General features: G+C 72.5%; 29 protein-coding genes. 24 read left to right on the top strand and 5 right to left on the bottom strand.

The window, feature by feature from the left end:
• Window position 1: 1 nt before the first annotated feature.
• Window positions 2–1,657, bottom strand: coding sequence for an alkaline phosphatase family protein (locus tag VKZ81_RS20010; protein ID WP_324243139.1), 1,656 nt, complete (start codon window positions 1,655–1,657; stop codon window positions 2–4).
• A 178-nt stretch (window positions 1,658–1,835) separates the two neighbouring features.
• Between VKZ81_RS20010 and VKZ81_RS20005 the strand changes: the two genes are divergently transcribed.
• The 15 genes from VKZ81_RS20005 (at window position 1,836) to VKZ81_RS19940 (ending at window position 13,373) form a co-directional block, all read left to right on the top strand.
• A complete protein-coding gene (locus tag VKZ81_RS20005; protein ID WP_324243138.1) occupies window positions 1,836–2,471 on the top strand; it encodes a D-sedoheptulose-7-phosphate isomerase in 636 nt (211 codons plus the stop codon).
• The gene (locus tag VKZ81_RS20000; protein ID WP_324243137.1) at window positions 2,468–2,668 is read left to right on the top strand and encodes a HypC/HybG/HupF family hydrogenase formation chaperone; all 201 of its coding nucleotides are present in this window, start codon (window positions 2,468–2,470) and stop codon (window positions 2,666–2,668) included. Before VKZ81_RS20005 ends, VKZ81_RS20000 begins: the two co-directional genes overlap by 4 nt.
• Window positions 2,669–2,697: 29 nt before the next feature.
• Entirely contained in the window at window positions 2,698–3,378 is a 681-nt protein-coding gene (locus VKZ81_RS19995) for a D-sedoheptulose-7-phosphate isomerase (protein ID WP_324243136.1), read from the top strand.
• A 122-nt stretch (window positions 3,379–3,500) separates the two neighbouring features.
• Window positions 3,501–4,562, top strand: a complete 1,062-nt coding sequence (locus VKZ81_RS19990; protein WP_324243135.1) for an NADH-quinone oxidoreductase subunit B family protein — start codon at window positions 3,501–3,503, stop codon at window positions 4,560–4,562.
• An 11-nt stretch (window positions 4,563–4,573) separates the two neighbouring features.
• Complete coding sequence (locus VKZ81_RS19985) at window positions 4,574–6,370, top strand: nickel-dependent hydrogenase large subunit (protein ID WP_324243134.1); 1,797 nt, start codon at window positions 4,574–4,576, stop codon at window positions 6,368–6,370.
• Window positions 6,371–6,373: 3 nt separating this feature from the next.
• Complete coding sequence (locus VKZ81_RS19980; RefSeq protein ID WP_324243133.1) at window positions 6,374–7,261, top strand: NifU family protein; 888 nt, start codon at window positions 6,374–6,376, stop codon at window positions 7,259–7,261.
• A complete protein-coding gene (locus tag VKZ81_RS19975) occupies window positions 7,258–7,917 on the top strand; it encodes a DUF5947 family protein (RefSeq protein ID WP_324243132.1) in 660 nt (219 codons plus the stop codon). The genes VKZ81_RS19980 and VKZ81_RS19975 overlap by 4 nt, the downstream gene beginning before the upstream one ends.
• Window positions 7,914–8,558 carry a DUF6084 family protein gene (locus VKZ81_RS19970; protein WP_324243131.1) on the top strand — a complete coding sequence of 215 codons (645 nt, stop codon included), beginning with the start codon at window positions 7,914–7,916 and terminating at the stop codon, window positions 8,556–8,558. Before VKZ81_RS19975 ends, VKZ81_RS19970 begins: the two co-directional genes overlap by 4 nt.
• Window positions 8,555–9,886 (top strand): hypothetical protein, encoded by a 1,332-nt coding sequence (locus VKZ81_RS19965; RefSeq protein ID WP_324243130.1) that lies wholly within the window; start codon window positions 8,555–8,557, stop codon window positions 9,884–9,886. Before VKZ81_RS19970 ends, VKZ81_RS19965 begins: the two co-directional genes overlap by 4 nt.
• A gap of 5 nt (window positions 9,887–9,891) precedes the next feature.
• A complete protein-coding gene (locus tag VKZ81_RS19960) occupies window positions 9,892–10,395 on the top strand; it encodes a hydrogenase maturation protease (protein ID WP_324243174.1) in 504 nt (167 codons plus the stop codon).
• Complete coding sequence (locus VKZ81_RS35170) at window positions 10,383–10,484, top strand: DUF6893 family small protein (RefSeq protein ID WP_414709424.1); 102 nt, start codon at window positions 10,383–10,385, stop codon at window positions 10,482–10,484. Before VKZ81_RS19960 ends, VKZ81_RS35170 begins: the two co-directional genes overlap by 13 nt.
• 11 nt (window positions 10,485–10,495) lie before the next feature.
• Window positions 10,496–10,768: a HypC/HybG/HupF family hydrogenase formation chaperone gene (locus VKZ81_RS19955; RefSeq protein WP_324243129.1), complete on the top strand. Its 273-nt coding sequence runs from the start codon at window positions 10,496–10,498 to the stop codon at window positions 10,766–10,768.
• 11 nt (window positions 10,769–10,779) lie between these two features.
• The gene (gene hypD, locus VKZ81_RS19950; protein ID WP_324243128.1) at window positions 10,780–11,946 is read left to right on the top strand and encodes a hydrogenase formation protein HypD; all 1,167 of its coding nucleotides are present in this window, start codon (window positions 10,780–10,782) and stop codon (window positions 11,944–11,946) included.
• Window positions 11,947–11,951: 5 nt separating this feature from the next.
• Window positions 11,952–13,028 (top strand): hydrogenase expression/formation protein HypE, encoded by a 1,077-nt coding sequence (gene hypE / locus VKZ81_RS19945; protein ID WP_324243127.1) that lies wholly within the window; start codon window positions 11,952–11,954, stop codon window positions 13,026–13,028.
• A gap of 15 nt (window positions 13,029–13,043) precedes the next feature.
• Window positions 13,044–13,373, top strand: coding sequence for a hypothetical protein (locus tag VKZ81_RS19940; protein ID WP_324243126.1), 330 nt, complete (start codon window positions 13,044–13,046; stop codon window positions 13,371–13,373).
• Between the two features lie 80 nt (window positions 13,374–13,453).
• Here VKZ81_RS19940 and hypF read toward each other — a convergent pair whose 3' ends face one another.
• The 4 genes from hypF to VKZ81_RS19920 form a co-directional block, all read right to left on the bottom strand.
• Window positions 13,454–15,715, bottom strand: coding sequence for a carbamoyltransferase HypF (hypF, locus tag VKZ81_RS19935; RefSeq protein WP_324243125.1), 2,262 nt, complete (start codon window positions 15,713–15,715; stop codon window positions 13,454–13,456).
• On the bottom strand, window positions 15,712–16,419 hold the full coding sequence (gene hypB, locus VKZ81_RS19930; protein ID WP_324243124.1) for a hydrogenase nickel incorporation protein HypB: 708 nt from the start codon (window positions 16,417–16,419) through the stop codon (window positions 15,712–15,714). The genes hypF and hypB overlap by 4 nt, the downstream gene beginning before the upstream one ends.
• A 1-nt stretch (window position 16,420) precedes the next feature.
• Window positions 16,421–16,753, bottom strand: coding sequence for a hydrogenase maturation nickel metallochaperone HypA/HybF (locus tag VKZ81_RS19925; protein ID WP_324243123.1), 333 nt, complete (start codon window positions 16,751–16,753; stop codon window positions 16,421–16,423).
• Window positions 16,754–16,826: 73 nt separating this feature from the next.
• On the bottom strand, window positions 16,827–17,870 hold the full coding sequence (locus tag VKZ81_RS19920; protein WP_324243122.1) for a LacI family DNA-binding transcriptional regulator: 1,044 nt from the start codon (window positions 17,868–17,870) through the stop codon (window positions 16,827–16,829).
• A 256-nt stretch (window positions 17,871–18,126) separates the two neighbouring features.
• On the opposite strand from VKZ81_RS19920, the gene VKZ81_RS19915 reads away from it, so the two are divergent.
• From VKZ81_RS19915 to VKZ81_RS19875, 9 genes are all read left to right on the top strand, one after another.
• Window positions 18,127–19,449, top strand: coding sequence for an extracellular solute-binding protein (locus VKZ81_RS19915; protein ID WP_324243121.1), 1,323 nt, complete (start codon window positions 18,127–18,129; stop codon window positions 19,447–19,449).
• Window positions 19,446–20,339: a carbohydrate ABC transporter permease gene (locus tag VKZ81_RS19910; protein ID WP_324243120.1), complete on the top strand. Its 894-nt coding sequence runs from the start codon at window positions 19,446–19,448 to the stop codon at window positions 20,337–20,339. The genes VKZ81_RS19915 and VKZ81_RS19910 overlap by 4 nt, the downstream gene beginning before the upstream one ends.
• Before the next feature lie 118 nt (window positions 20,340–20,457).
• Window positions 20,458–21,255, top strand: a complete 798-nt coding sequence (locus tag VKZ81_RS19905; RefSeq protein ID WP_324243173.1) for a carbohydrate ABC transporter permease — start codon at window positions 20,458–20,460, stop codon at window positions 21,253–21,255.
• 28 nt (window positions 21,256–21,283) lie between these two features.
• Window positions 21,284–21,973, top strand: coding sequence for a ThuA domain-containing protein (locus VKZ81_RS19900; RefSeq protein WP_324243119.1), 690 nt, complete (start codon window positions 21,284–21,286; stop codon window positions 21,971–21,973).
• A complete protein-coding gene (locus VKZ81_RS19895; protein ID WP_324243118.1) occupies window positions 21,958–23,064 on the top strand; it encodes a Gfo/Idh/MocA family protein in 1,107 nt (368 codons plus the stop codon). The genes VKZ81_RS19900 and VKZ81_RS19895 overlap by 16 nt, the downstream gene beginning before the upstream one ends.
• A 236-nt stretch (window positions 23,065–23,300) precedes the next feature.
• The gene (locus VKZ81_RS19890) at window positions 23,301–23,945 is read left to right on the top strand and encodes an ABC transporter permease (RefSeq protein WP_324243117.1); all 645 of its coding nucleotides are present in this window, start codon (window positions 23,301–23,303) and stop codon (window positions 23,943–23,945) included.
• Complete coding sequence (locus tag VKZ81_RS19885) at window positions 23,942–25,123, top strand: ABC transporter ATP-binding protein (RefSeq protein WP_324243116.1); 1,182 nt, start codon at window positions 23,942–23,944, stop codon at window positions 25,121–25,123. Before VKZ81_RS19890 ends, VKZ81_RS19885 begins: the two co-directional genes overlap by 4 nt.
• Window positions 25,120–25,881: an ABC transporter permease gene (locus tag VKZ81_RS19880; protein WP_324243115.1), complete on the top strand. Its 762-nt coding sequence runs from the start codon at window positions 25,120–25,122 to the stop codon at window positions 25,879–25,881. The genes VKZ81_RS19885 and VKZ81_RS19880 overlap by 4 nt, the downstream gene beginning before the upstream one ends.
• A gap of 14 nt (window positions 25,882–25,895) precedes the next feature.
• Window positions 25,896–26,802 (top strand): glycine betaine ABC transporter substrate-binding protein (locus VKZ81_RS19875; protein WP_324243114.1); only part of this gene is annotated, 907 nt, incomplete at its 3' end.

Genomic DNA, 26,802 nt, shown 5'->3' with positions numbered 1-26,802 from the left:
GCTACCGGCGGTGGCCCTCGCCCCCGCCGAACGCGGCGTGGAACTGCGCGCGGAAGGTGTCCATCCGCCACACCGGGGCGTGCGGGCCCGGGCGCATGCCGTCCTGCCAGCGCCAGCCGGAGATCTTCTCGATCACACCCGGGTCCTTCGCGACGATCGTGATCGGCACGTCGCGGTTCTCCGTGGGCCCGGTGACGATCGGGGAGGGCTGGTGGTCGCCCAGCAGCACCAGCACCAGGTCGTCGTCGCCGTAGGTCTGCACGTAGGACACGAGGCTGGTGAGCGAGTACCGAACGGCCCGGGCGTAGTCCTCGCGCACCTGCTGCGGGTCGCGGGTCAGGATCGCCTCCGGCTGCTCGGTCTGCCCGTCGAGGTAGTCGTAGACCGAGCCGTCGCCGACCTGCGACCAGGGCAGGAACGGCGGGAGCGGGGTCCACGGGGCGTGGCTGGTGACGAGCGGGATCTCCGCCATCAGCGGGCCGCGGTCGGCGCGCGAGCGCTCCAGCTCCTCGAACGCCTTCAGCGTGTACTGGTCGGGCATGGTCGCGAAGCTCATCCGCGGGCCCTGGTAGCCGAGCTGGGAGAAGTCGTAGATCCGGTCGTAGCCGTACCAGGCGCCCTCCGGCCAGTCGAGGAACACCCCGGGCATCACGCCGACGGTGCGCCAGCCCGCGCGGTCGAAGTCGGTGATGAGGGTGTGCCGGTCGGTGTGCTCGAGGGCGTCGTGGCGGTGCTGGCTGTCCACCCACAGCCCGGACAGGAACGTGGCGTGGGCGAGCCAGCTGCCCGCGCCCGTGGTCGGCGAGGTCAGGTACGCGCTGCGGGCGGCGAACCCGGCGTCGCGCAGCGCCGCGGTGGCGTCGTCGAGCAGGGCACGGGTCGCCGGGCCCAGCTGCGGGTCCTCCAGCGCGACCCGCCCGTAGCTCTCGACGAACGCGAAGACCACGTCCTTGCCCCGCAGGTCGGCCAGCAGCTCGTCCGCCGGGGCGTCCCGGATCGGGTCGACCGGGACCTCCTCGGCGAACCGGCGCAGGTCGGCCACGTCGCGGCGGACCTCGAGCGCCCGGTAGAGGGCGAGGGTCGCGGTGCTGTCGGAGGCGAGCTCGACGTCGGGCACCAGCCGCGCGTCGGCGGTGAAGCACGCGGTCCACGCGACGGTGCCCACCGCGACGGTGGCGAGCGCCGTCTGCCGGTGCGGCACGACGACGTGGCGGACCAGCCGCCCGACGGCCCAGCCGGTGAGCGCGATGACGGCGATCGCGAGCCCGACCGCCGCGACGGCCGCGCCGATCGCGCCCGCCTCGCCCGCCGCCCGCTCGACGAAGACCGCGGCGTTGGCGAGGTTGCGCCAGTCCGACAGCGGGTCGAACGGCCGGTTGAGCGCGGCGAAGAAGCCCATGTCGAGGGCCTTCAGCACCGTCATCGCGCCGAGGCCCGCGCCGATCAGCCCGGTGAGCGCCGGGCGGACGCGGGCGGGCACCGCGAGCACGAGGGTGGCGGCGAGCAGCGCCTCGGCGGGGATGGCGAGGAACGCCCCCAGGTGGATCAGGTCGAGGTCGTTGGGCAGCAGCAGCGCGCCGAACACGATCGCGGCGGCGAGCGCGGTGCGCACCCGCCCGGCGGCGGGCTGCGGCGGTGCGCCGGCGACGAACGACAAGCGGGCCTCCCTGAGCGTCAGCGTGGGATCTGATCCCGGGAGGACACACGGGGACCGGCTGCGTGTGGTTCAGCGTCGCCGGGTCCAGCGCGCTCGGCCCGTCCGACCGTTCCCGCCGGCGCTTGCGGACGGGTGTGTCCCGGAGCACACTGGCGGATCTCCCACCACGGAGATGCCGATGGCCCGTCCCAACACCGGGGGCGAGCGGCGATCGGCGGCCGGACTCTTCGCACGACGCACGCCACCGGGGCGGGCGCTCGCGCAGGACGCCGGCCGGGTCGCCACCGCCTGCCACGCGATGGCGGTGCGCCTGCACCGCGGCGGCAAGGTGCTCGTGTTCGGCACGGGGGCCGCGGCCACGGACGCCCAGCACATCGCCGTGGAGTTCGTGCACCCGGTGATCGTCGGCAAGCGGGCGCTGCCTGCCACGTCGTTGACCAACGACGTCGCCACGGTGACCGGCCTCGCGACCGAACGCGGGGCCGACGAGGTGTTCGCCCACCAGATCCGCCACCTGGCGCGCCCGGACGACGTCGCGCTCGGCGTCTCCGACGACGACCGCTGCCCCGCGGTGCTGCGTGGGCTGCAGGAGGGCGCCGACCGCGGCCTGCTGACCGTCGCCCTGGTGGGTGGTTCCGCCGCGCTGGACGGGCCGATCGCGACGAGCCCGTTCGTCGACCACGTCGTGCCCGCGCGCAGCGACGACCCGCGGATCGTCAAGGAGCTGCAGGTCACGACCTACCACGTGCTGTGGGAGCTGGTGCACGTGTTCTTCGAGCAGCCCGGGGTGCTCGAGCCGGCGGTCGTGCGATGAGCGACTGCCACGACGAGGTCTGCATCACCTGCTCCGACCAGGCGGTGCCGGTGGTCGTGGTCGAGCTGCGCGACCACGCGCTCGCGCTCGTCGACACCGGGCGCGGCCTCGAGGAGGTCAGCGTCGCGCTCGTCGACGCGCGAGTGGGCGACACCGTGCTCGTGCACGCGGGAGAAGCGCTCGCGACGACGTGGTGAACCCGAACCGGGAGCGAGAGGAGGTAGCGGTGGACGAGCCAGGAGGCGTCGAGTCCCTGTACCCCTTCCTCTACTCCGGCGGTTCCGACGTCGAGGCCGTGCTGGAGCAGGTGCGCCGCTCCACCGAGGCCAAGGCCGAGGAGATCGTGCAGCTGCGCGAGCAGGTCGCCGCGCGCGACGGGGAGCGCCTCGAGGCATGCGCGCGGGCCGTGGCGGACTCGTTCACCGCGGGCGGGCAGCTGCTGGCGTTCGGCAACGGGGGCAGCAGCACCGACGCCCAGGACCTCGCCGGCACGTTCCTGCACCCCGGCGGCGGGGCCCGGTCGCTCCCCGCGCTGTCGCTGACGGCGGACATCGCCGTCGTCACCGCGCTCTCCAACGACATCGGCTTCGACGTCGTGTACGCGCGGCAGATCGCCGCGTTCGGCCGCCCCGGCGATGTCGCCGTCGGGCTGTCGACCAGCGGGAACTCGGCGAACCTGATCCGCGCCTTCGAGGAGGCGGCCCGGATCGGCATGGTGACCGTCGGGCTGGCCGGCTACGACGGCGGGCGGATGGCCGAGGTCGACACGATCGAGCACCTGTTCGTCGTGCCGTCGTCCTCGGTGCACCGCATCCAGGAGGCCCAGACCTCGATCTACCACGTGTTGTGGGAGCTCGTGCAGCACGAGCTGGGAGCACGGGGCAGAGCAGCGGGCGCGGGGCTGTAGCCCGCGCGACCCCGCCGCGCACCGGGAGGCGTCCGCCGCCTCGCCACCTCCTCCTCGTCTGCCGCCGATCCGCCCCGGGTCGGCTGGTCCCGACCCCACCGTGACGCCGAAAGCGGTCCCCCATGACGGCATCGGAAGCCCACGACGCGCAACCGGACGAGCCGGTCGTCCACATCCTCTGGATCAACGCGGGCCTGAGCTGCGACGGCGACTCCGTCGCGCTGACCGCGGCGACGCAGCCCAGCATCGAGGACATCGTGCTGGGCGCGTTGCCCGGCCTGCCGAAGATCGCGGTCCACTGGCCGTTGATCGACTTCGAGTGCGGCCCCGAGCAGGGCGCCGACACGTTCATCGAGTGGTTCCACAAGGCCGACCGCGGCGAGCTGGAGCCGTTCGTGCTGGTGGTGGAGGGCTCGATCCCGAACGAGGCGATCAAGCCGGAGGGCTACTGGTGCGGGTTCGGCAACAACCCCGCCACCGGCCAGCCGATGACCACCAGCGAGTGGCTCGACCGGCTGGCGCCCAAGGCCACGGCCGTGCTGGCGGTGGGCACCTGCGCCACCTACGGCGGCATCCACGCGATGGCGGGCAACCCGACCGGCGCCATGGGGGTGCGCGACTACCTCGGGTGGGACTGGACGTCCAAGGCCGGGCTGCCGATCGTCAACGTGCCCGGCTGCCCGATCACCCCGGACAACCTGTCGGAGACGATCCTCTACCTGCTCTACCAGGTGGCGGGCCAGGCCCCGATGATCCCGCTCGACGACGCCGGGCGCCCGGAGTGGCTGTTCGGCAAGACCGTGCACGAGGGCTGCGACCGCGCCGGCTACTACGAGCAGGGCGAGTTCGCCACCGAGTACGGCTCGCCGCTGTGCCTGGTGAAGCTGGGCTGCTGGGGCCCGGTCGTGAAGTGCAACGTGCCCAAGCGCGGCTGGATGAACGGGCTCGGCGGCTGCCCGAACGTGGGCGGCATCTGCATCGGCTGCACGATGCCCGGCTTCCCCGACAAGTTCATGCCCTTCATGGACGAGCCGCCCGGCGCGAAGTTCTCGACGACCGCGAGCGGGCTGTACGGCGGCGTCATCCGCACCCTGCGGCGCATCACCGTGAAGACGACCGACACCGAGCCGAAGTGGCGCAGGCCCGGCCGCGAGCTGACCACCGGCTACCGGCCCAGTTGGTGAGGGGATCCGACATGACCACGACCGCGAAGCCCGACAAGACGGGGCGCGACGGCGAGGCCGCCAACCTCACCGAGATGGCCTGGGACCCGATCACCCGGATCGTCGGGAGCCTCGGCATCTACACGAAGATCGACTTCTCGAACCGGCGCGTGGCCGAGTGCTACAGCACGTCGTCGATCTTCCGCGGCTACTCGATCTTCATGAAGGGCAAGGACCCCCGCGACGCGCACTTCATCACGAGCCGCATCTGCGGGATCTGCGGGGACAACCACGCGACCTGCTCGGTCTACAACCAGAACATGGCCTACGGCGTGCGGCCGCCGCACATCGCCGAATGGATGATCAACCTCGGTGAGGCCGCCGAGTACATGTTCGACCACAACATCTTCCAGGAGAACCTGGTCGGGGTCGACTACTGCGAGAAGATGGTCCGCGAGACCAACCCGGGCGTGCTCGAGCAGGCCAACCGCACCGAGGCCGCGCACGCGGCCGACCACGGGTACCGCACCATCGGCGACATCATGCGCTCGCTCAACCCGCTCGAGGGCGAGTTCTACCGCGAGGCGCTGCAGGTGAGCCGCTACACGCGGGAGATGTTCTGCCTCATGGAGGGGCGCCACGTGCACCCGTCCACGCTGTACCCGGGCGGGATCGGGGCGGTGGCCACCATCCAGCTCTTCACCGACTACCTGACGCGCCTGGTGAAGTACGTCGAGTTCATGAAGCGCGTCGTCCCGATGCACGACGACTTGTTCGACTTCTTCTACGAGGCGCTCCCGGGCTACGAGAAGGTCGGCTACCGCCGGACGCTGCTCGGCTGCTGGGGCAGCCTCAACGACCCCGAGCACTGCGACTTCAGCTACGAGCGCATGGCCGACTGGGGCCGCAAGATGTTCGTCACCCCCGGCGTGGTGGTCGACGGGAGGCTCATCACCACCGACCTCGTCGACATCAACCTGGGCATCCGGATCCTGCTCGGCTCCTCGTTCTACGAGGACTGGACCGACCAGGAGCGGTTCGTCACGCACGACCCGTTGGGCAACCCGGTCGACGCGCGGCACCCGTGGAACCAGCACACGATCCCGCGGCCGGCCAGGCGCGACTTCGACGACAAGTACAGCTGGGTGATGTCGCCGCGCTGGTTCGACGGCACCGACCACCTGGCGCTCGACACCGGTGGCGGCCCGCTCGCGCGGCTGTGGGCGACCGCGCTCGCCGGCCTCGTCGAGCACGACTACGTGCGCGCCACCGGCGGCAGCGTCGTGATCAACCTGCCGCGCACGGCGCTGAAGCCGGAGACGACGTTCGAGTGGCGCATCCCGCAGTGGTCCAACGCGATCGAGCGCAACCGGGCCCGGACCTACTTCCAGGCCTACGCCGCGGCCTCGGCGCTGCACTTCGTGGAGAAGGCGCTCGCCGAGCTGCGCGCGGGCAACACGAAGACCTGGGAGAGCTTCACGGTGCCCGACGAGGCCGTGAGCTGCGGCTTCACCGAGGCCGTCCGCGGCGTGCTGTCGCACCACATGGTGATCCGCGGCGGCAAGATCGCCAACTACCACCCGTACCCGCCGACGCCGTGGAACGGCAGCGTGCGCGACACGTACGGCACGCCCGGCCCGTACGAGGACGCCGTCCAGAACACCCCGATCTTCGAGGAGAACCCGCCCGAGAACTTCAAGGGGATCGACATCATGCGCGCGGTGCGCAGCTTCGACCCGTGCCTGCCGTGCGGCGTGCACATGTACGTCGGAGGAGGCAAGACGGTGAAGCGGATGCACTCGCCGATGGCCTTCGGCGGCGGGGTCTAGTCGGTGCTCGGCGCGGGAACCACCGAGGCCGGTGCGGCCCGGGAGACCGGGGCCCGCATCGAGCGGCTCCTCGACGAGCTCCGGTCCGCGGCGTCGCCCCGGGTCGCCGACACGGCCGAGGAGCTGGTGGCGCTGCTGGTGCAGCTGTACGGGGAGGGCCTGCAGCGCATCGCGGCCGTCCTCGCCGGACGGCCCGGCGGCGAGGCGCTGCTGCGCGAGCTCGCCGCCGACGACCTCGTCGCGAGCCTGCTCGTGCTGCACGACGTGCACCCCGACGACACCGAGACGCGGGTGCGCGCCGCCCTCGACCAGGTGCGCCCGTACCTGGGCTCGCACGCGGGCGGCGTCGAGTACCTCGGGCTCTCCGGCGGCGTGGTCCGGTTGCGGCTGCGGGGCAGCTGCGACGGCTGCCCGTCGTCGCTGGTGACGGTCCGGACCGCGATCGAGACGGCGATCGCCGAGGCGGCGCCGGAGGTCGAGGAGGTCGAGGTGGAGGGCGTCGCCCCGGCCGCCCGCGGTGGGGCGCAGCTGCTCGCCCTCGCGCCCCCACCCCCGCGTGCGGACGCCGAGTGGACCCCGCTGCCTCCGCTCGCCCTCGCCGAGGGCGCCTCGACCGGGATCGAGCTGGACGGCACCGCGGTCGCCGTGTGCCGGCTCGACGGGCGCCTGTACGCCTACCTCGACCGGTGTCCGCGCTGCGAGTCCCGCCTCGCAGGCGCGGGCGTGGTGGGCGGCCGCATCGGCTGCGCGGGCTGCGGCGCGCGCTACGACGTCCGGCTCGCCGGCCGGGGGAGCGAGGACGGGCTCCACCTGGACCCGCTCCCGCTGCTCGGTGACGCCGACGCGGACGGGACGAAGGTGCGGGTCGCCGTGCCCAGGACGGTGCCGTGACCAGCGGGCTGCGGCGCTTCGCCCGGTCGGCGGCGACCCGGCGGGAGGTCGCCGCCGAGCGGTGCGAGCTGTGCGGGCAGCCGTGCGGCCCGGAGGGCACCGTGGCCCGCCCGGGACACCCGCACGTCGCCGACGTCGAGGAGCGCACGATCCGCTGCGCCTGCCGCCCCTGCTGGCTGCTGTTCACCCGGCGCGGGCGCCTGGTCGCGGTGCCCGAGCGGTTCGCGCACGTGCCGCGGCCGCGGCTCACCCCGGCGCAGTGGGACGCGGTGCAGATCCCGGTGCGCATCGCGTTCCTGTTCCGCAGCGGCGAGACCCGGGAGTGGAGCGCGTTCTACCCGAGCCCGGCCGGGGCGACGCAGTCGCTGCTGGCGTTGGACGCCTGGGCGGAGGTCGTCGCCGCCAACCCGGTGTTCGACCAGGCGGAACCCGACGTCGAGGCGGTGCTCGTGCAGCGCACCGAGGCCGGGTCGGAGGTTGCGTTCGAGGCCGCGTTCGAGGCCGCGTTCGAGGCCTATGTCGTGCCGATCACCGCCTGCTACGAGCTGGTTGCGCGGGTGCGGATGACGTGGACGGGATTCGACGGTGGCGACGCGGCCCGCGCGGAGATCACGGGGTTCTTCGCCGCGCTGCGGGAACGGGCGGCGATCGGATGAGCGACCTCGCGATCACGTGCGTCGACGCCCGCGCCGACCGGTACGCGGCGGCGCCGACGCTGCTGTTCCGGCTGCGGATCACCGAGTCCACCGGGGTGCGCGTGCACGCGATCGCGCTGCGCTGCCAGATCCGGATCGAGCCCGCCCGCCGCCGCTACGCCGCCGGGGAGGCCGAGCGGCTGCTGGAGCTGTTCGGGGAGACCCCGCAGTGGGGCGAGAGCCTGAAGCCGATGCAGTTCGCGGCGGTCGGGGTGGTCGTGCCGAGCTTCACGGGGGCCACCGAGATCGACGTCCCGGTGCCGTGCACCTACGACTTCGAGGTCGGCGCGGCGAAGTACGTCCACGCCCTCTCGGGCGGCGAGATCCCGATGCTCGTGCTGTTCAGCGGCACGATCTTCCGGCGCACCGACGACGGCCGGTTCGAGGTGCAGCAGGTCCCGTGGAGCCTCGAGTCGCGCCTGCGCGTCCCGGTGGGCGTCTGGCGGGAGCTGATGGACCGGTTCTTCCCGGGCGAGGGCTGGATCCGGCTGCGCCGCGACACCCTCGACGCGGTGGCGCGGTTCAAGGCCCGCAGGGCGCTGCCGACGTGGGAGGACGCCTTCGCGGTGCTGCTCGAGCAGGCGGGGGAGGGGGACGCATGAGCCGGTTCGACCCTGCGCTGCGCGTCGCCGACGCCGTGCTGTTCGAGGGCTACGTGCTCTACCCGTACCGGGCGTCGGCGACGAAGAACCAGCTGCGCTGGCAGTTCGGGGTGCTCGTTCCCCCGAGTTTCACCGACGGCGGGGAGCCGACCGCGCACCAGGCGGAGGTGCTGCTCGAACCCCGCGACGGGGCCGTGCTGCACGTGCGCGTGCGGTTCCTGCACGTGCAGGCCCGCACCGTGCAGCGCGCCGACGGTGACGCGTTCGTCGACGTGCCCGAGCTGGTGGTCGACGGCGAGCGGCTCGTCGGCTGGGACGAGGCCGTGCCGGTCGAGGTCGACGCCACCGTCGACGCGGCCGACCTGCTCGCGGGCGAGCACGAGGTGCCCATCCGCGCCCCGGCCGAGCGCTACGAGGAACCGGTCCGCGACGCCGCAGGCGCGACCGTCGGGCGGATCGTGCGCGAGCGGTGGCCCCTGGAGGGGGTGCTGCGGCTGTCCGCGCAGGTCCTCGCCGGCCCGTACGTCGTGCGGGTGCGTGCCCGCGTCGAGAACACCGCCACGCCGCCCGTCGCGTCCCGGCAGGAGGCGCTGCGGCACGCGCTCGTGGCCGCGCACACCCTGCTCGCCGTGGCCGGCGGGTCGTTCCTCTCGCTGCTGGAGCCGCCGGAGTGGGCGCGGCCGATCGCGGCGGTCTGCGAGAACACCGGGGTGTGGCCGGTGCTCGTCGGCGGGGACGCGCTGGTGCTCGCCTCCCCGATCATCCTCTACGACCAGCCGGAGATCGCCCCGGAGAGCCCGGGCGACCTGCACGACGGCCTGGAGATCGACGAGATCCTCGCCCTGCGCACCATGGCGCTCACCGACGCCGAGAAGCGGGAGGCCAGGGCCACCGACCCGCGCGCAGCGGCGATCGTCGACCGGGTCGACGCCATGCCGCAGGAGGTCCTCGACCGGCTGCACGGCGCGATCCGCTACCTGCGCGGCGGCGCACCGGACGAGCCACGGCCGTGGTGGGACCCCGGCGCCGACCCCACGGTGTCACCGGAGACCGACGCGGTCACCGTCGACGGCGTCGCCGTCGCCCGCGGCAGCCGCGTGGTGCTGCGCCCCCGGCGGGACCGACACCGCTGTCGCACCGATGCGCAGGACCTGTTCCTCGCCGGCCGCACCGCAACGGTCGCCGCGGTGCTGCGCACCGTCGACGACGAGTGGCACCTCGCGGTCACCCCCGACGACGACCCGGAGGCCGCCGAGCTCATGGCCGCGCACGGCCGCTACCTGTACTTCGCGCCGGACGAGGTCGAGCCGCTGGAGGTGGCGCCGTGACCGGCATGCTCGTGGCGGGGCTGGGCAACGTCTTCCTCGGCGACGACGGGTTCGGCGTCGAGGTCGTGCGGCGGCTCGCCGCGGAACCGCAGCCGGAGGGCGTGCGGGTGGGCGACTTCGGCATCCGCGGCCTGCATCTCGCCTACGAGCTGCTCGACGGCTACGACACCGTCGTGCTCGTCGACGCGGGCTCCCGCGGCGGCGCCCCCGGCGAGCTGCACCTTCTCGAGGTCAGCCCGGACGACCTGCCGGACCTGGCAACCCCCGACGAGCTGGTGGGAGCGGGCGGCGTCCTCGACGCGCACGCGATGACCCCGGACGCGGTGCTGGCGCTGCTCGCCACCCTCGGCGGTAGCCCGGGGCGGGTGCTCGTGCTCGGCTGCGAACCGGCCGTCGTCGACGAGCGGATGGGGCTGTCCCCACCGGTCGAGGCCGCCGTGGACGTCGCGCTCGCCGAACTGCGCGCGCTGATCGCGGCCCGAGGGGAGGTGGACCGATGCGCAAGCTGATCGCGCTGGCCCTGGCAGGTGCCGTCGCGCTGGCGGTGGCCAAGTCCCTGCCGGACATCAAGCGCTACCGCCGGATGCGGCAGATGTGAGGTGAGCGGACATGTGCCTGGGCATCCCGGGTGAGGTGGTCGAGGTCGGCGTGGACCGGCCCGACCTGGCGATGGTGGACGTGAGCGGCGTCAAGCGGGCGATCAACATCGGCCTGCTCGACGAGGGCGAGGTCGGCCCCGGCGACTGGGTCCTGATCCACGTCGGGTTCGCCATGTCCAAGATCGACGAGGCCGAGGCGAAGGCGGCCATGGAGTTCCTCGAGGGGATCGGGCAGGCCTACGCCGACGAGATGGCGGCGCTGCTCGAGTCGCGGATCGAGTAGGAGGACCGGGCATGCGTTTCGTCGACGAGTTCCGCGACGCCGGAACCGCCCGCGCGCTCGCCTCGCGGATCGCCGAGCTGTGTCGATCGATACCGGGCGAACCCGGCCGCGAGTACAAGTTCATGGAGGTGTGCGGCGGCCACACCCACACGATCTACAAGCACGGCCTCGAGGACCACCTCCCCGACACCGTGACACTCGTGCACGGCCCGGGCTGCCCGGTGTGCGTGATCCCCATGGGCCGGGTGGACGACGCGATCGCCATCGCCGAGCAGCCGGACGTCATCATGACCACCTTCAGCGACATGATGCGGGTGCCGGGCTCGCGCGGCACCTTCCTCGAGTCGAACGCCGCGGGCGCCGACATCCGGATGGTGTACTCGCCGCTGGACTCGCTCAAGATCGCCCGGCAGAACCCGGACAAGCGGGTCGTGTTCATGGGGATCGGGTTCGAGACCACGGCCCCGTCGACCGCGATGACGCTGCTGCGCGCGGCCCGCGAGGGCATCGACAACTTCGCGGTCTTCTGCAACCACGTCACGATCATCCCGGCGATCAAGGCCATCCTCGACTCGCCCGACCTGCGCCTCGACGGGTTCGTCGGCCCCGGCCACGTCTCCACGGTGATCGGGTGCCGTCCGTACGAGTTCATCCCCCGCGACCACGGCAAACCGCTCGTGTGCTCCGGGTTCGAGCCGCTGGACATCCTGCAGTCGGTGCACATGCTGCTGCGCCAGCTCGCCGAGGGCCGCTGCGAGGTGGAGAACCAGTACAGCAGGGTCGTGCCCTGGGACGGCAACCCGCGGGCGCTGCGGGCGATCGCCGAGACCATGCAGCTGCGGCCCTACTTCGAGTGGCGCGGGCTGGGCTTCATCTCGCACTCGGCCCTCCAGCTGCGCGACGCCTACCGGGCCTTCGACGCCGAGCTGATCTTCGACGTGCCCGGGGTGCGCGTCGCGGACCCGAAGGCGTGCCAGTGCGGCGAGGTGCTCAAGGGGGTGCTCAAGCCCTGGGAGTGCAAGGTCTTCGGCACCGCCTGCACGCCGGAGACGCCGATCGGCACCTGCATGGTGTCGTCGGAGGGTGCGTGCGCCGCCTACTACAACTTCGGCCGGTTCAGCCGCGAACGCGTGCGGCACGCGACGGCGCTGCCGACCCCGTCGATCGGGCGGAGATGACCGAGATGACCACCGACGAACAGCAGGTGCTCGACCGCATCGACCGGGCGCGGCGGCGCAGGCCGCGCGTGCGGGAGGAGCGGATCACGATGGCGCACGGCGCGGGCGGCAAGGCGACGCACACCCTCGTCGAGGCGCTCTTCCTCGACGCCTTCCGCAACCCGCAGCTGGAGCGGCTGGAGGACCAGGCCGTGTTCCCCGCCGCGGGCGGGCGGTTCGCGTTCACCACCGACTCGTACGTGGTGTCGCCGCTGTTCTTCCCCGGGGGCGACATCGGCGAGCTCGCCGTGAACGGCACCGTGAACGACCTCGCGGTATCCGGGGCGAGTCCGCTACACCTGTCGGCCGGGTTCATCCTCGAGGAGGGCTTCCCGGTGGCCGACCTGCAGCGGATCGTCGCCTCGATGGCGGCCGCCGCCGCGGCCGCGAACGTCACGGTCGTCACCGGTGACACGAAGGTGGTGCAGCGCGGCAAGGCCGACGGCTGCTACATCACCACCGCCGGGGTCGGGGTGCTCGAGCGCGACGTCGAGCTCGGGGCCGACCGGGCCCGCCCGGGGGACGCCGTGCTGGTCTCCGGGCCGATCGGCGACCACGGCGTCACGATCATGCTGGCCAGGGGCGAGCTGGAGATCTCATCGGACATCGCCTCCGACACCGCCCCGCTCGCCGGCCTGGTCGACGCCCTGCTCGACGCCGTCCCGCGCGGCGTGCGGTGCCTGCGCGACGCCACCCGCGGCGGCGTGGCGACGATCCTCAACGAGGTGGCGGCCGCGTCCGATGTCGCGGTCGTGGTGGACGAGGCGGCCGTGCCGATGCGCGCCGAGGTGCGCGGCGCCTCGGAGATCCTCGGCATCGACCCGCTCTACGTGGCCTGCGAGGGCCGGATGGTCGTGGTGGTCGACGGGGCGCAGGCCCCCGCGGCGCTGGACGCGCTGCGCTCCCACCCGCTCGGCGCGGGCGCGTCGGTGGTCGGGACGGTCGCCGCGGACCCGCCGGCGCTGGTGCTGCTGCGCACCGAGTTCGGCGGCACCCGGATCGTCGACATGCTGATCGGCGACCCGCTGCCGCGCATCTGCTAGCCGAAAGGACGCGCCATGAGCACACCGGGCACGCCGCAGGAGGACCCGGTCAGCCGCTCGTCGGGCGGAGGCGACGCGGGCCCTCCCGGCCCCGGCCGGGAGGTCTCCGAGGAGGAGCGCGGCGGCGTCGGCGACACCGACACCGAACCCGAGCCCGCGCTGGGCGTCGGCGAGCACATCACCCGCGCCGGCGAGTCGCTCGCCGGGCAGGACACGGGCGAGGAGGGCCGCACGGGCCCGGCCCGACGCCCGCACGGCCGCCAACCCGACGAGAGCGGGATCTCCGAGCAGGAAGGCGGAACGGACAGCCCGGTCGCGGGCGAACCCGGCGACCAGGGCGGCTGAGGCGCTGACCCGCACCGACGAACGGCGCGTTCGTCGAACCTCCGACGAACGCGCCGTTCGTCGGATCCGGTGGGGCCGCTTCACCGCATCCGGGCGGCCGCCACGGCCGCCTGGCCCAGGCTGATGCCGCCGTCGTTGGTGGGCACCCGCGAGTGCGTCAGCACCCGGAACCCGGCGCCCTCCAGGCCGGCCACCGCGGTGGCTAGCAGCAGCACGTTCTGCCACACCCCACCGGAGAGCGCGACGGTCGTCTCGCCCGTGGCCGCACGCGCCCGCTCGCAGCCGGCCACCACGGTCGCGGCGAGCCCGCGGTGGAACCGCGCGGCCACCGCCGGGACGGGCACGCCCGCGAGCGCGTCGGCGACGACGGCGCGGACGAGGTCGGCGCCCTGCACCCGGAACGGCGCCCCGTCGCTGATCCGCACCGGGTAGCTGCCGGTGTGCGCCGGGTCCGCGCGCTGCTCCAGCTCGATCGCCGCCTGTCCCTCGTAGGTGGTGATGTCCCGCACCCCGAGCAGCGCGGCGACCGCGTCGAACAGCCGGCCCGCGCTGGAGGTGAGCGGCGCGTTGAGGCCGGTGCGGGCCATGGCGGTGACAGCGTCCCAGCGGTCGGCGTGCCTGCCGACGACGTCGAGCCCGCCCGGCGGGCCGTCGGGGAACGCCGCCGCGAGGTGGGCGGCCGCCATCCGCCAGGGCTCGCGGACCGCGGCCGCGCCGCCCGGCATCCGCACCGGTTCCAGGTGGCCGAGGCGGCGATGGTCGGTGAGGTCGGCGAGCAGGAACTCCCCGCCCCACAGCGTGGTGTCGGTGCCGAAGCCGAGCCCGTCGAGCGCCACGCCGATCACCGGCCCGGTCTCGCCGTTGTCGGCGAGGCAGGACGCGACGTGCGCGTGGTGGTGCTGCACGCCCACGTGCTCCACCCCCTCCAGCGCGAGCGCGTACTTCGTGGACAGGTACTCCGGGTGCAGGTCGTGCGCCACGACCTCGGGGGTGATGTCGAACAGCCGCCGGAAGTGGGCGATGCCCTCGGTGAAGCTGCGGTGGGTGTCGTGGTTCTCCAGGTCGCCGATGTGGTGCGAGACGAACGCGTGCCGGTCGCGGGCGAGGCAGAACGTGTTCTTCAGCTCCGCCCCGCAGGCGAGCACCGGGCGGCGCGCCGCGACGGGCAGCGGCACCGGGTGCGGCACGTAGCCGCGGGAGCGGCGGATCGGGTACTCCCGGTCCCGGAACAACCGCACCACCGAGTCGTCGGTACGGGTGTGGATCGGGCGGTCGTGGGTGAGGGTCGCGTCCACGATCCCGGCGAGCCGGGTGGCTGCGTCGTCGTCGCGGTAGGCGATCGGCTCGTCGGAGGTGTTCCCGCTGGTCAGCACGAACGGGCGCCCGACCGCCCCGGCGAGCAGGGTGTGCAGCGGCGTGTAGGGCAGCACCAGCCCCAGCGACGCGTTGCCGGGGGCGACGGCGTGCGCGACCCCGGCGTCCGCCCGGCGCGGCAGCAGCACGATCGGCCGCCGCGGGCCGGTCAGCACCGCTTCCGCGGCGGCGTCGACGACGCAGAGCCGCCGCGCCCACCCCAGGTCGGGCACGAGCACCGCGAACGGCTTGTCCTCCCGGTGCTTGCGCGACCGCAGGGTGGCGACGGCGTGCTCGTCGGCCGCGTCGGCGGCGACGTGGTAGCCACCGAGCCCTTTGACCGCCAGCACCGCGCCGGCGTCGAGCAGCGCGGCCGCCCCGGCGATCGGGTCGCCGTCGACGGGCGTGCCGGTGGCGTCGAGCAGCCGCAGCCGCGGGCCGCACGCGGGGCAGCAGATGGGCTGGGCGTGGTAGCGCCGGTCGGCGGGGTCGGTGTACTCGCGCCGGCAGTCGTCGCACATCTCGAAGCCGGCCATCGTGGTGGACTGCCGGTCGTAGGGGACGTCGGTGACGATCGTGAACCGCGGGCCGCAGTGCGTGCAACTGGCGAACGGGTGCCGATGCCGCCGGTCGCCCGGGTCGGCGATCTCGGCGAGGCAGGCCGCGCAGGTGGCGGTGTCGGGGGAGACCAGGGTGCGGGTGGACCCCGGCCGGCTCGCGACGATGCGGAACACCCGCTCGCCGATCGGGGCGAGGGGCTCGGCCGTGACCCGCTCGATCACCGCGAGCGGCGGGGCCTGCCGGGCGAGCGCGTCCTGGAACGCGCCGACCGCCGCGGGGTCGCCCTCCACCTCGACGAACACCCCGGCCGCATCGTTGCCGACCAGCCCGCCGAGCGCCAACCGGGTGGCGAGCGCGTGCGCGAACGGGCGGAACCCGACGCCCTGCACCACGCCCTCGACGCGGAGCCGGGCGCGGACGGTCGTCACGGCCGTCGGGTGCGCAGCCAGGCGTACCAGGCCGCGAGGCCCTGGCCGCGGGTCGCCGAGACGGGCAGGACGTCGAGACCCGGGTTCACGTGCGTGGCCAGCGCGGTGCAGCGCCCCGCGTCGAAGTCGACGTGGGGGAGCAGGTCGACCTTGGTGAGCAGCATCAGGTCGGCCGCGCGGAACATCTGCGGGTACTTGAGCGGCTTGTCGGCACCCTCGGTCACCGACATGATCACCACCTTCGCTCGCTCGCCCAGGTCGAACAGCGCGGGGCAGACGAGGTTGCCGACGTTCTCGATCATCACGACGGAGCCGTCCGGTGGCCCCAGCTCGCGGATCCCGCGGGCGACCATGTCGGCGTCGAGGTGGCAGCCGCTGCCGGTGTTGATCTGCACGGCGGCGCAGCCGGTGGCCCGGATCCGCTCGGCGTCGAGGCCGCTCGCCTGGTCGCCCTCGACGACCGACACCGCGAGCTCGCCGCCGACGTCGCGGATGGTGCGTTCCAGCAGCGTGGTCTTGCCCGCGCCCGGCGAGCTCATCAGGTTGAGCGCCACGATCCCGTGCTCGGCGAAGAAGCGCCGGTTCGACGCGGCGAGCTGGTCGTTCTTGGCGAGCACGTCCAGCTCGAGCGTGATCACCCGCGTGTGGCCGTGCCCGTGTTCGTGGGGCGCGGTGGTGCCGGAGCAGCCGCAGGTGGCGCACATGTCAGTCTCCGATCTCCAGCTGCCGGATCTTCAGTTGCTGCCCGCCGGTGATCTCGAGGTTCGCGCTCCCGCACGGGCAGAGCGGGATCTGGTCCGGCAGCTCGACGTCGGCGGCGCAGTCGCGGCAGCGGGCCCGACCGGGGGTGTCGACGATCACCAGCTGCGCTCCTTCGCACGGCGTGCCGGCGGCGCACAGCTCGAAGCAGAACCGCACGGCGTCGGGCAGGACGCCGGACAGGCGGCCGATCTCCAGGGTGAGCGAGCGCACGGCGGAGCCGCCCGCGTGCTCGGTCACGGCGTCGACCACGCTCCGGGTGATGGACAACTCGTGCATCGGCCCTGCACCGCCCTGTGCTCCCCGTCACATCCACCCACCGGCGGGGATCGGTGTCAACTCGAGCCCGAGGTCAACTCGGGCGTGGCGCACCCGGCGGCGGCGCGGTGGTGCCGCGGACGACGAGCTCGGTGGCGAGCTCGACGTGGTGGGAGTCGAGCGTCTCACCCGCCGCCATCTGCAGCACGGTCTTGACCGCGACGCGGCCCATCTCGCGCAGCGGCTGGCGGATCACGGTGAGCGGGGGAGAGGCGAAACGGGCGAGCTCGGTGTCGTCGAAGCCGGTGACGGACAGGTCCTGCGGGACCCGCAACCCGCGCAGGCGGGCGGCCTCGATGACCCCCAGCGCGATGGTGTCGCTCCCGCCGACCACGGCCGTGGGCCGCTCGCGGAGGTTGAGCAGGTGCGCGCCCGCGCGCAGCCCCACCTCGTAGTGGAAGTGCTCGTTGTGCACCAGGTCGGGGTCGGCGGCGATCCCGGCGGCCTCCAGCGCGGCGCGGTAGCCGTGCAGGCGGGCCTGGTTGCAGCCGGCGCCGGGCGGCCCGCCGATGTAGCCGATCCGCCGGTGCCCGAGGCCGAGCAGGTGCTGGGTGGCGGCGAGGCCGCCCGCGAAGTTCGTGGACCCGACGCTGGTGACCTCGACGCGCGGGAGGCTCATCGGGTCGAGCACGACCAGCGGCAGGCCCGTGGCCGCCAGCGCGTCGATGTAGGCGCTGATGAGCGAGCCGGTCAGGACGACGACCCCGGCCCGCCCGCTGGTCGCGACCCGCCGCGCCCACTCCTGCGGGGACGCGCCCTCGTCGTCGATCCGGTCGATCACGATCGAGGCGCCCATCTCCGTGCCCGCGTGCACGACGCCGGAGAGCACCTCCGTGGCGTAGGCGCCGAACTCGCCGTGGACGACCAGCTCGACGGTCGCATCCGCGCCGGCGGACTTGCGCGCCGACGGTGGCACGTACGCGTGCTGTCGCAGGAGCTCCTCCACGAGGGCGCGCGTCTCCGCCGCGACGTCCTGACGGCCGTTGACGACCTTGGACACCGTGGCGACCGAGACGCCGGCCGACGCGGCGATCTGCGCGAGCGTGGTTCGTCCGGTCTGCCGCCCGCCGGCAGACACATGCGATCCGGTCAGGGGGCCTCCTCCGGCCGCGGTGCGGGATGTTCGCACGGTAACCGCCGAAGCGCCGTTTGGGGAACCGATATCGAAAATTTTCGGTGGAGAACCTGCGGCACCGCGCGCTTGACGGCGTCCCGCGGGGCTCATTATGGTGCGGTTCACGCGAGGTATTTCGAAAGTTTTCGGAGCCGTCGTCGACGGCCCCGATCCGGATCGAGCGGCCGCACGGATGCGGCCCGGCGCAACGGAGATCGACGTGGATCAGAACCGGTTTTCCCGACGGTCGTTCCTGGCCATGGCCATGGCCGCACCGATCGGTGCGAGTGCGCTCGCGGCCTGCGGCACCACGGGGCCCGGCCAGGCGCGCAGCGGTGAGGCCACCATCTGGTACCTCACCGGCCAGCCGCAGGAGGGCCTGCGCAAGGCGTCGGTCGACGCCTTCAACGAAGCGCACCCGGACGGCCAGCTCGTGGCCACGTTCTTCGAGAACGACGCCTACAAGACGCGCATCCGGACCGCCGTCGGGGCGAACCAGGCTCCCACGATCATCTGGACCTGGGGTGGCGGCGGCCTGCGCGACTACGTCAACAACGGCCAGGTCGACGACCTCACCGACTGGTTCGCGCAGAACCCCGAGGTGAAGGAGAAGCGGTTCGACACCGCCTTCCCGGCGGCCACGATCGACGGGCGGATCTACGCCGTGCCGTGCGAGCAGGTCTCGCCGATCGTCATGTTCTACAACAAGGAGCTGTTCGAGCAGGTCGGCGCGCAGCCGCCCACCACGTGGGACGAGCTGATGGCGCTCGTGCCGGTCTTCAACAACGCCGGGATCGCCCCGATCTCGCTGGCCGGCCAGTCGCGCTGGACCAACATGATGTGGCTCGAGTTCCTGTTCGACCGCCAGGGCGGGCCGGAGGTCTTCGACGCCATCGCGGCGGGCGAGTCGAACGCCTGGTCGCACCCGGCCGCGCTCGAGGGCCTGAAGAAGGCGCAGGACCTCGTGCGGGCGGGCGGTTTCGTCAACGGTTTCCAGTCCATCGCCGCCGACGCCAACGCCGACCAGGCGCTGCTGCACCAGGGCCGCGCGGCCATGATGCTGCACGGCGCGTGGACCTACGGCTCCATGAAGGAGGAGGGCGGCGACTTCGTCCCCAGCGGCAAGCTGGGTTGGTTCCCGTTCCCCGCGATCGAGGGCGGCGCCGGCGACCCGAGCACGGGCGTCGGGAACCCGGCGTCGTTCCTCGCGCTCTCGTCGCAGGCGAGCGAGGAGCAGAAGGCGATCGCGCTGGAGTACTTCAAGTCCGGGCTCCTGACCGAAGCCGACATCGACGGGTGGGTCGCGAGCGGCGCCGTGCCGATCGTCAAGGGCGTCGACAGCAAGTTCACCGGCCCGGACGCGCCCTTCCAGCAGTTCGTCTACGACACCGCGACGCAGGCCAAGACCTGGGTGCACTCGTGGGACCAGGCGCTGCTGCCCGCGACGGCCGAGGTGCTGCTCAACAACATCGAGCAGCTGTTCTCGCTGTCGATCACCCCTGAGCAGTTCGCCAGCAACATGAACGCGGCCCCGACGTCGTGAGCAGTGCGACCGTTGGCGCTCGGCAGAACGGGTCGCTGTCGTGGCTCGTTCTGCCGGCGCTGGTGTTCTTCACCGCCTTCGGGATCATCCCGCTGATCGGTGTGCTCCTCTTGAGCTTCACCAGCTGGAACGGCATCGGCGAGATCGTCCCGATCGGGTTCGAGAACTGGGTGTCGGTGCTGTCCGACCCCGGCCTGTACCACTCGCTGGGCGTCACGTTCCTGATCATGGGGCTGTCCTGGCTCGTGCAGACCCCGATGAGCATCCTGGTCGGGGTGTTCACCGCGGGCCAGCAGCGCTACCGCGGCGTGCTCGCGGTGCTGTACTTCACGCCGCTGCTGCTCAGCTCGGCGGCGATCGCGATCACCTACAAGGCGCTGCTGGACCCCAACTTCGGGCTCGGCGCCTCGCTGGGGATCCCGCTGCTGGTGCAGAACTGGCTGGGTGACCCCGTGCTCGCGATCGCGACGGTGGTCTTCGTCGTGTCCTGGCAGTACATCCCGTTCCACGCCCTGATCTACCAGGGCGCGGTGCGCCAGATCCCGGCGTCGCTGTACGAGGCGGCGCGGATCGACGGCGCCGGGCGGGTGCGGCAGTTCTTCTCGATCACGCTGCCGCAGCTGAAGTACACGATGATCACGTCGTCGACGATGATCGTCGCCGGGTCGATGACGCTGTTCGACCTGATCTTCGTCCTCACCCTCGGTGGCCCGAGCGACGCCACCCGCGTGCTGGCGCTGGACATGTACCTGCGGGGGTTCCGGGGCAACATGATGGGGCCCGCGAGCGTGATCGCGCTGATCATCGTCGTGGTCGCGGTGCTGCTCGCGATGGGCATCCAGCGCCTGGGTGGCAAGGACGCCAATGCGAGCCAGCTGGAAGGAGCCTGACGTGGCCGCACCGACCAGCGCCGCCGCCGGCGCCCCTTCGGCGGTCTCCGTCACGCCCCCCGGGCGCACCCCGTCGCAGCGGCGGCGGCGCCCGACGACGAGCGACCGGCCGAACTACCTGGGCGGGTTCGCCGGGTTCGTGTGGCTCTTCATCACGATCATCCCCGTCTACTGGGTGGTGATCACCAGCTTCAAGCCGCAGTCGGCCTACTACTCGAGCAACCCGCTGCTCCCCGCGGAGCCGACCCTGGACAACTACCTGGACGTGCTCGAGGCCGACTTCCTGAGGTACTTCCTGAACTCGGTGATCGTGACCGTCTCGGCGACCGCACCCGCGGTGCTGTTCTCGTTCATGGCGGCGTTCGCGATCGTCCGGGGCGGCGGCAGCCGGTTCCTGCGGTTCAGCAACACGCTCTTCCTGATGGGGCTGGCCCTCCCGCTGCAGGCCGTGATCATCCCGGTCTACCTGATCATCATCCGGCTGAGCCTCTACGACAGCCTGCTCGCGCTGATCCTGCCCTCGATCGCGTTCGCGATCCCGCTCTCGGTGCTGATCCTGGCCAACTTCATCCGGGACGTGCCCAACGAGCTGTTCGAGTCGATGCGGATGGACGGGGCGAGCGAGTGGGGCACCATGTGGCGGCTGGCGTTCCCGCTCACCCGCCCCGCGCTGGTCACGGTGTCGATCTACCAGGGGCTGCAGGTGTGGAACGCGTTCCTGCTGCCGCTGGTGCTCACCCAGAGCCCGGAGCTGCGGGTGCTGCCGCTGGCGCTGTGGGCGTTCCAGGGCGAGTACGGGATCAACGTGCCGGCCGTGCTCGCCTCCGTGGTGCTCGCGACGCTGCCGATCCTCGCGCTGTACGTGCTCGGACGCAGGCAGCTGGTCGCCGGGATGATCGCAGGCTTCTCCAAGTGAGCTGGCTCCACCGAGTGGAAGGACAACCGTGACGGAACGGCATGCGTTGGTCGTGCGCGGAGGCTGGGAGGGCCACCAGCCCGTCGAGGCCACCGACTACTTCCTCCCGCACCTCGAGGCCAACGGGTTCACCGTCCGGGTCGAGGACTCCCCGAAGGTCTACGCCGAGACCGACTACATGGACGGCGTCGACCTGATCGTGCAGTGCATGACGATGAGCACGATCGAGAAGGACGAGCTCGCCGGGCTGTGCCGCGCCGTCGAGAACGGCACCGGGCTCGCCGGCTGGCACGGCGGCATCGCCGACTCCTACCGCAACTCCAGCGACTACCTGCAGCTCGTCGGCGGGCAGTTCGCCTGCCACCCGCCCAAGGCGCCCGAGGAGCGCACGGGGGAGCAGTCGGACTACTTCATCCCGTACCGGGTGGAGATCACCGTCCCCGACCACCCGATCACGGAGGGGATCGCGGACTTCGACCTCGTCACCGAGCAGTACTGGGTGCTCTCCGACGAGTACAACACCGTCCTCGCCACCACCACGCTCGCCAAGAACGAGTGGGAGCCGTGGCACCGGCCGGTCACGTCGCCCGCCATCTGGACCCGGGACTGGGGCAAGGGCCGGGTGTTCGTCTGCACGCCGGGCCACGACATGGACGTGGTCCGCAACCCGAACGTCACCACGATCATCCAGCGGGGGATGCTGTGGGCGGCCCGCTGAGGGTCGGGGTCGTCGGCGCCGGCAACATCTCCGGGCAGTACTCCGCGAGCCTGGCCCGGCTGCCCCAGGTGCGGGTGAGCGCCGTGTGCGACCTGCGGCCGGACCGGGCCGCCGCGCTCGCCGCGGAGCACGACGGCGCCCGCGTGCTCGACCTGCCCGACCTGCTCGCCGCCGACGACGTCGACGCGGTGCTCGTGCTGACCCTGCCCGCCACCCACGCCGAGGTGGCGCTCGCCGCCCTCGCCGCGGGCAAGCACGTCTACGTGGAGAAGCCGCTCGCCACGTCGGTGGCGGAGGGCCGCGAGGTCGTCAAGGCGGCCGCCGCGGCGGGTCTGCGGGTGGGGTGCGCGCCCGACACCGTGCTCGGCACCGGCGTGCAGACGGCCCGCGCCGCGATCGACGCGGGCCGGATCGGCACGCCGCACTCGGCCACGGCGTTCATGACCACGCCCGGCCACGAGCGCTGGCACCCGGATCCGGAGTTCTACTACCAGCCCGGCGGCGGCCCGCTGCTCGACATGGGCCCGTACTACCTGACGTCGCTGGTGCACCTGCTGGGCCCGGTCACCCGGGTCGTCGGCGCGTCCACCCGGCCGTCGGCCACCCGGACGATCGGGTCCGGCCCGAAGGCGGGCACGTCGTTCGACGTCGCGGTCGACACGACGATCACCGGGATCCTCGAGCACGCCTCCGGCGCGCTGTCCACGCTCATCATGAGCTTCGACACCTGGGCCGCCCGGCTGCCCCGGATCGAGGTGTACGGCACGCGCGGCTCGCTGTCGGTGCCCGACCCCAACCACTTCGCCGGCCCCGTGGAGCTGTATTCGGCGTCCGCGGTCGACGACGGGTGGGTCGACATCGGCGCCACCGCCGGCTACACCGACTCCGGCCGCGGCTACGGGCTCGCGGACATGGCGCTCGCCATCGCCGAGGACCGCCCGCACCGGGCCGGCGACGAGCTCGGCCTGCACGTGCTGGAGATCATGGAGGCCGTGCAGCAGGCCGCCGACACCCACGACGCGGTGAAGATCACGACCACCTGCGAGCGCCCGGCCGCGGTGACCGGGACGGTGGATCTGGCCTGCGCCTGACGCCGATCGCCGGTCCGCCCGCCGACCCCACCACCTCGGCGGCGCGCCCCGCGGCCCCGCTTCGATTTGTGCCGCGGGCGCCGGCGTGCCAGAGTGCCGCGGGCACTGTGCTGGAGGGCCGCCGTGCTGGAGGGCACCGCGCCGGCCAGAGCGCTGCGACGAGCCGGAGGGCCGCGACGAGTCGATCGGGAGGTGGTCGTGAGGAGCACGTTTCGCGTCGGGATTAGGGACGTGACGTGAACTTCCTCGACTACCTGGCCACGAGGTGGGACAACCTCCTCGAGCTGGCGGTCGAGCACGCGGTCGTCACGATCGTGGCCGTCCTGATCGCCACCGTGGTGGGTGTCGCGCTGGGGATCGCCACCTACGACCGCCCTCGGTCGCGGCAGCTGGTGATCGCCACCACCTCCGTGTTCCTCACGATCCCGTCGCTGGCGCTGTTCGGCCTGTTCATCAACGTGTTCGGGATCGGCACGACGTCGGTGGTCGTCGCGCTGGTCATGTACTCGCTTCTGCCCATCGTCGCCAACACGGTGGTGGGGCTGCGCGAGGTGGACCCGGCCGTCGTCGAGTCGGCCAGGGGCATGGGCATGAGCCGCGCCCAGCGGCTGGTGCGCATCGAGCTGCCGCTCGCCTGGCCGGTGATCCTCACCGGAATGCGGGTGTCCACCCTCATCACGCTCGGGATCACCGCGATCGGCGCCTACATCCAGGGCCCCGGCCTCGGCAACGACATCTTCGCCGGGGTGTCGCGCCTGTCCAGCCCGAACGCGCTCAACCTGGTGCTCGGCGGCACGCTCGGCGTGGTCGTGCTCGCCGTGCTGTTCGACCTGTTCTACGTCCTGCTGAACCGCCTCACCACGTCGAGGGGGATCCGATGACCCGGACCAAGATCCGCCTCGAGCACCTCACGAAGCGCTTCCCCGGGCAGGCGACGCCCGCGGTCGACGATCTCTCCCTCGAGATCCCCGAGGGCGAGATCGTGATCTTCGTGGGCCCGTCGGGCTGCGGCAAGACCACCACGATGAAGCTGATCAACCGGCTGATCGAGCCCACCTCGGGCCGGATCTTCCTCGACGACGAGGACGTCACCCGCGTCGACCCGGACCGGCTGCGCAGGCGCATCGGCTACGTCATCCAGCAGATCGGGCTCTTCCCGCACCAGACGATCGCGGAGAACATCGCGACGGTCCCGCGCCTGCTGAGGTGGGACAAGGCGCGGATCGCCGCGCGCGTGGACGAGCTGCTCGAGCTGGTCGGCATGGACCCGGCCGCCTACCGCGACCGCTACCCGAAGCAGCTGTCCGGCGGGCAGCGCCAGCGCATCGGCGTCGCCCGCGCCCTGGCCGCCGACCCCGACGTGATGCTCATGGACGAGCCGTTCGGCGCGATCGACCCCATCACGCGGGACCGGCTGCAGAACGAGTTCCTGCGCATCCAGGCGGAGATGAAGAAGACGATCGTCTTCGTCACCCACGACATCGACGAGGCGATCAAGATGGGGGACCGGATCGCGATCCTGCGGGAGGGCTCGCGCGTCGCCCAGTACGACACCCCGGAGAGCATCCTCGTCGAGCCGGCCGACGAGTTCGTCGCCGACTTCATCGGCCGCGGCGCCTCGCTCAAGCGCCTGTCGCTGTCGCGGGTGCGCGACATCGAGCTGGGGGAGTGGCCGACCGTGGCCGAGGACGCCGACCGCGCCGACGCGCGCCGCACCCTGCTCGCGAGCGACAAGGCCAGCCTGCTCGTGCTCGACGGAGAACGCCGCCCCCGCAGCTGGGTGAGCAGCGACCACCTGGCCGCGGCCAACGGGCGCAAGCTCTCCGAGGTCGGGCTGCCGATCGCGGTGGTCACGCCGCAGGCGACCCTGTCGGACACGCTCGACGAGATGCTCACCGCCCGCTACAGCACCGCGGTCGTGGTCGACGACGCGGGCCGCTACGCGGGTGTCGTCGACATCGACACGATCAACGAGGCCATCCGCGGCATGCGGGCGCGGGAACGCAGCGCGGCGCGTGACCGGCTCGAGACCACGGCGCAACCGGACCCGGCGCCATGACCGTCGCGATCGCCGAGGAGGTCGAGCGGCCGCATCGCCGGTCGCTCGCCGGGTACGCCGTCACGCCGGCGGTGCTGCTGCTGGTGGTGGCCGGGCTCGCGCTCTACGTGAGCAACCGGGAGCTGGACAGCATCGAGGAGCGCCGCCTCACCCTCGAGTTCATCATCCCGGCGACGCTGCAGCACATCACGCTCACGTTCGTCTCCACCGCGATCGTGCTGGTGCTCGCCGTCCCCGTCGGGATCCTGCTGACGCGCCCGTTCGCCAGAGGCGTGGTGGCCCCGGCCGTCGCCGTGTTCAACGTCGGCCAGGCCGTGCCGTCGATCGGCGTGCTGGTGCTGCTCGCGATCGTGTGGGGCATCGGGTTCTGGCCCGCGGTCGTCGCGCTGGTCGCCTACTCGGCGCTGCCGGTGCTGCGCAACACCGTCGTCGGCCTGCAGCAGGTGGATCCGTCCGTCATCGAGGCCGGGCGCGGGATGGGTATGAGCCGCTCGGGCGTGCTCGCCCGCATCGAGCTGCCGCTCGCCGTCCCGGTGGTCCTCACCGGCCTGCGCACGGCCCTCGTCATCAACGTCGGCACGGCGGCGCTGGCCGCCCTGACCAACGCGGGCGGGCTCGGCACGATCATCATCACCGGGCTGGTGCAGAACCGGCCGATCGTCACCGTCGTCGGCAGCGTGCTCACCGCGGTGCTCGCCCTCTTCATCGACTACGTCGGTCGCGTCGCCGAGGACGTGCTCCGGCCGAAGGGTTTGTAAGGGAAGGAGTGGCCATGCACATCCGACTGGTGGGCGTGCTCGCCGCCGCGGTACTGGCGGTCACGGCGTGCGGCGGTGGCGGTGACGGCGGCGGATCGGGCGGTGGTGGCGGCGAGGGCTCGCTGTCGGCGATCGACCTGTCCAGCGCGTCGTTCCGCGTGGGGTCGAAGGAGTTCACCGAGCAGATCGTGCTCGGGCACATCGCCGCGCAGGCCCTGGAGGCCACGGGCGCGTCGGTCGGCGACCCGATCGCGATCACCGGCAGCACCAACGTGCGCACCGCGCTCACGGCCGGCGAGATCGACATGTACTGGGAGTACACCGGCACCGCCTGGACCACGCACATGCGCCACGAGCCCCAGTCCGCCCCGAAGGGCGAGCAGGAGCTCTACGAGGCCGTCGTCGCCGAGGACAAGCAGAACGGCATCGCCTGGCTCGCCCCGGCACCCGTCGACAACACCTACGCCATCGCCACCGCGCGCGGCCGCGACGACGAGCTGGGCGTCCGCACGCTCAGCGAGTACGCGGCCCTGGTGAACCGCGACCCGTCGCAGGCCCGCATGTGCGCCGCCGCCGAGTTCCTCACCCGCGACGACGGCTGGCCCGGCCTCGAGCAGGCCTACGGCTTCGACCTGCCCGACGACCACATCGCCGAGCTCGAGCTGTCCCTGGTCCCCCAGGAGATCGCCTCGGGCCAGAACTGCAACTTCGGCGAGGTGACCGCCACCGACGGCGCCGTCGCGGCCAACGACCTCGTGCTCCTCGAGGACGACCAGCAGTTCTTCGTGCCCTACAACGCGGCCATGACCGTCCGCCAGGAGGTGCTCGACCAGCACCCGCAGCTCGCCGACGTGTTCAACCCCATCGCCGAGAAGCTCACCACCGAGCTGATGCGCGAGCTCAACGAGCGCGTCGACGTGG

Origin of the sequence: Pseudonocardia sp. (assembly GCF_035305885.1) — a bacterium.
GTDB lineage: Bacteria > Actinomycetota > Actinomycetes > Mycobacteriales > Pseudonocardiaceae > Pseudonocardia.
This window is presented reverse-complemented; position numbering and strand designations above follow the sequence as displayed.

Coding starts and splice junctions, on each gene's coding strand:
- VKZ81_RS19965 (WP_324243130.1), top strand. CDS start 8,555: ATGAGCCGGTTCGACCCTGCGCTGCGCGTCGCCGACGCCGTGCTGTTC.
- VKZ81_RS19970 (WP_324243131.1), top strand. CDS start 7,914: ATGAGCGACCTCGCGATCACGTGCGTCGACGCCCGCGCCGACCGGTAC.
- hypE (WP_324243127.1), top strand. CDS start 11,952: ATGACCACCGACGAACAGCAGGTGCTCGACCGCATCGACCGGGCGCGG.
- VKZ81_RS19960 (WP_324243174.1), top strand. CDS start 9,892: ATGCTCGTGGCGGGGCTGGGCAACGTCTTCCTCGGCGACGACGGGTTC.
- VKZ81_RS19925 (WP_324243123.1), bottom strand. CDS start 16,753: ATGCACGAGTTGTCCATCACCCGGAGCGTGGTCGACGCCGTGACCGAG.
- VKZ81_RS35170 (WP_414709424.1), top strand. CDS start 10,383: ATGCGCAAGCTGATCGCGCTGGCCCTGGCAGGTGCCGTCGCGCTGGCG.
- hypD (WP_324243128.1), top strand. CDS start 10,780: ATGCGTTTCGTCGACGAGTTCCGCGACGCCGGAACCGCCCGCGCGCTC.
- VKZ81_RS19940 (WP_324243126.1), top strand. CDS start 13,044: ATGAGCACACCGGGCACGCCGCAGGAGGACCCGGTCAGCCGCTCGTCG.
- VKZ81_RS20000 (WP_324243137.1), top strand. CDS start 2,468: ATGAGCGACTGCCACGACGAGGTCTGCATCACCTGCTCCGACCAGGCG.
- VKZ81_RS19990 (WP_324243135.1), top strand. CDS start 3,501: ATGACGGCATCGGAAGCCCACGACGCGCAACCGGACGAGCCGGTCGTC.
- hypB (WP_324243124.1), bottom strand. CDS start 16,419: ATGTGCGCCACCTGCGGCTGCTCCGGCACCACCGCGCCCCACGAACAC.
- VKZ81_RS19885 (WP_324243116.1), top strand. CDS start 23,942: ATGACCCGGACCAAGATCCGCCTCGAGCACCTCACGAAGCGCTTCCCC.
- VKZ81_RS19955 (WP_324243129.1), top strand. CDS start 10,496: ATGTGCCTGGGCATCCCGGGTGAGGTGGTCGAGGTCGGCGTGGACCGG.
- VKZ81_RS19880 (WP_324243115.1), top strand. CDS start 25,120: ATGACCGTCGCGATCGCCGAGGAGGTCGAGCGGCCGCATCGCCGGTCG.
- VKZ81_RS20005 (WP_324243138.1), top strand. CDS start 1,836: ATGGCCCGTCCCAACACCGGGGGCGAGCGGCGATCGGCGGCCGGACTC.
- VKZ81_RS19985 (WP_324243134.1), top strand. CDS start 4,574: ATGACCACGACCGCGAAGCCCGACAAGACGGGGCGCGACGGCGAGGCC.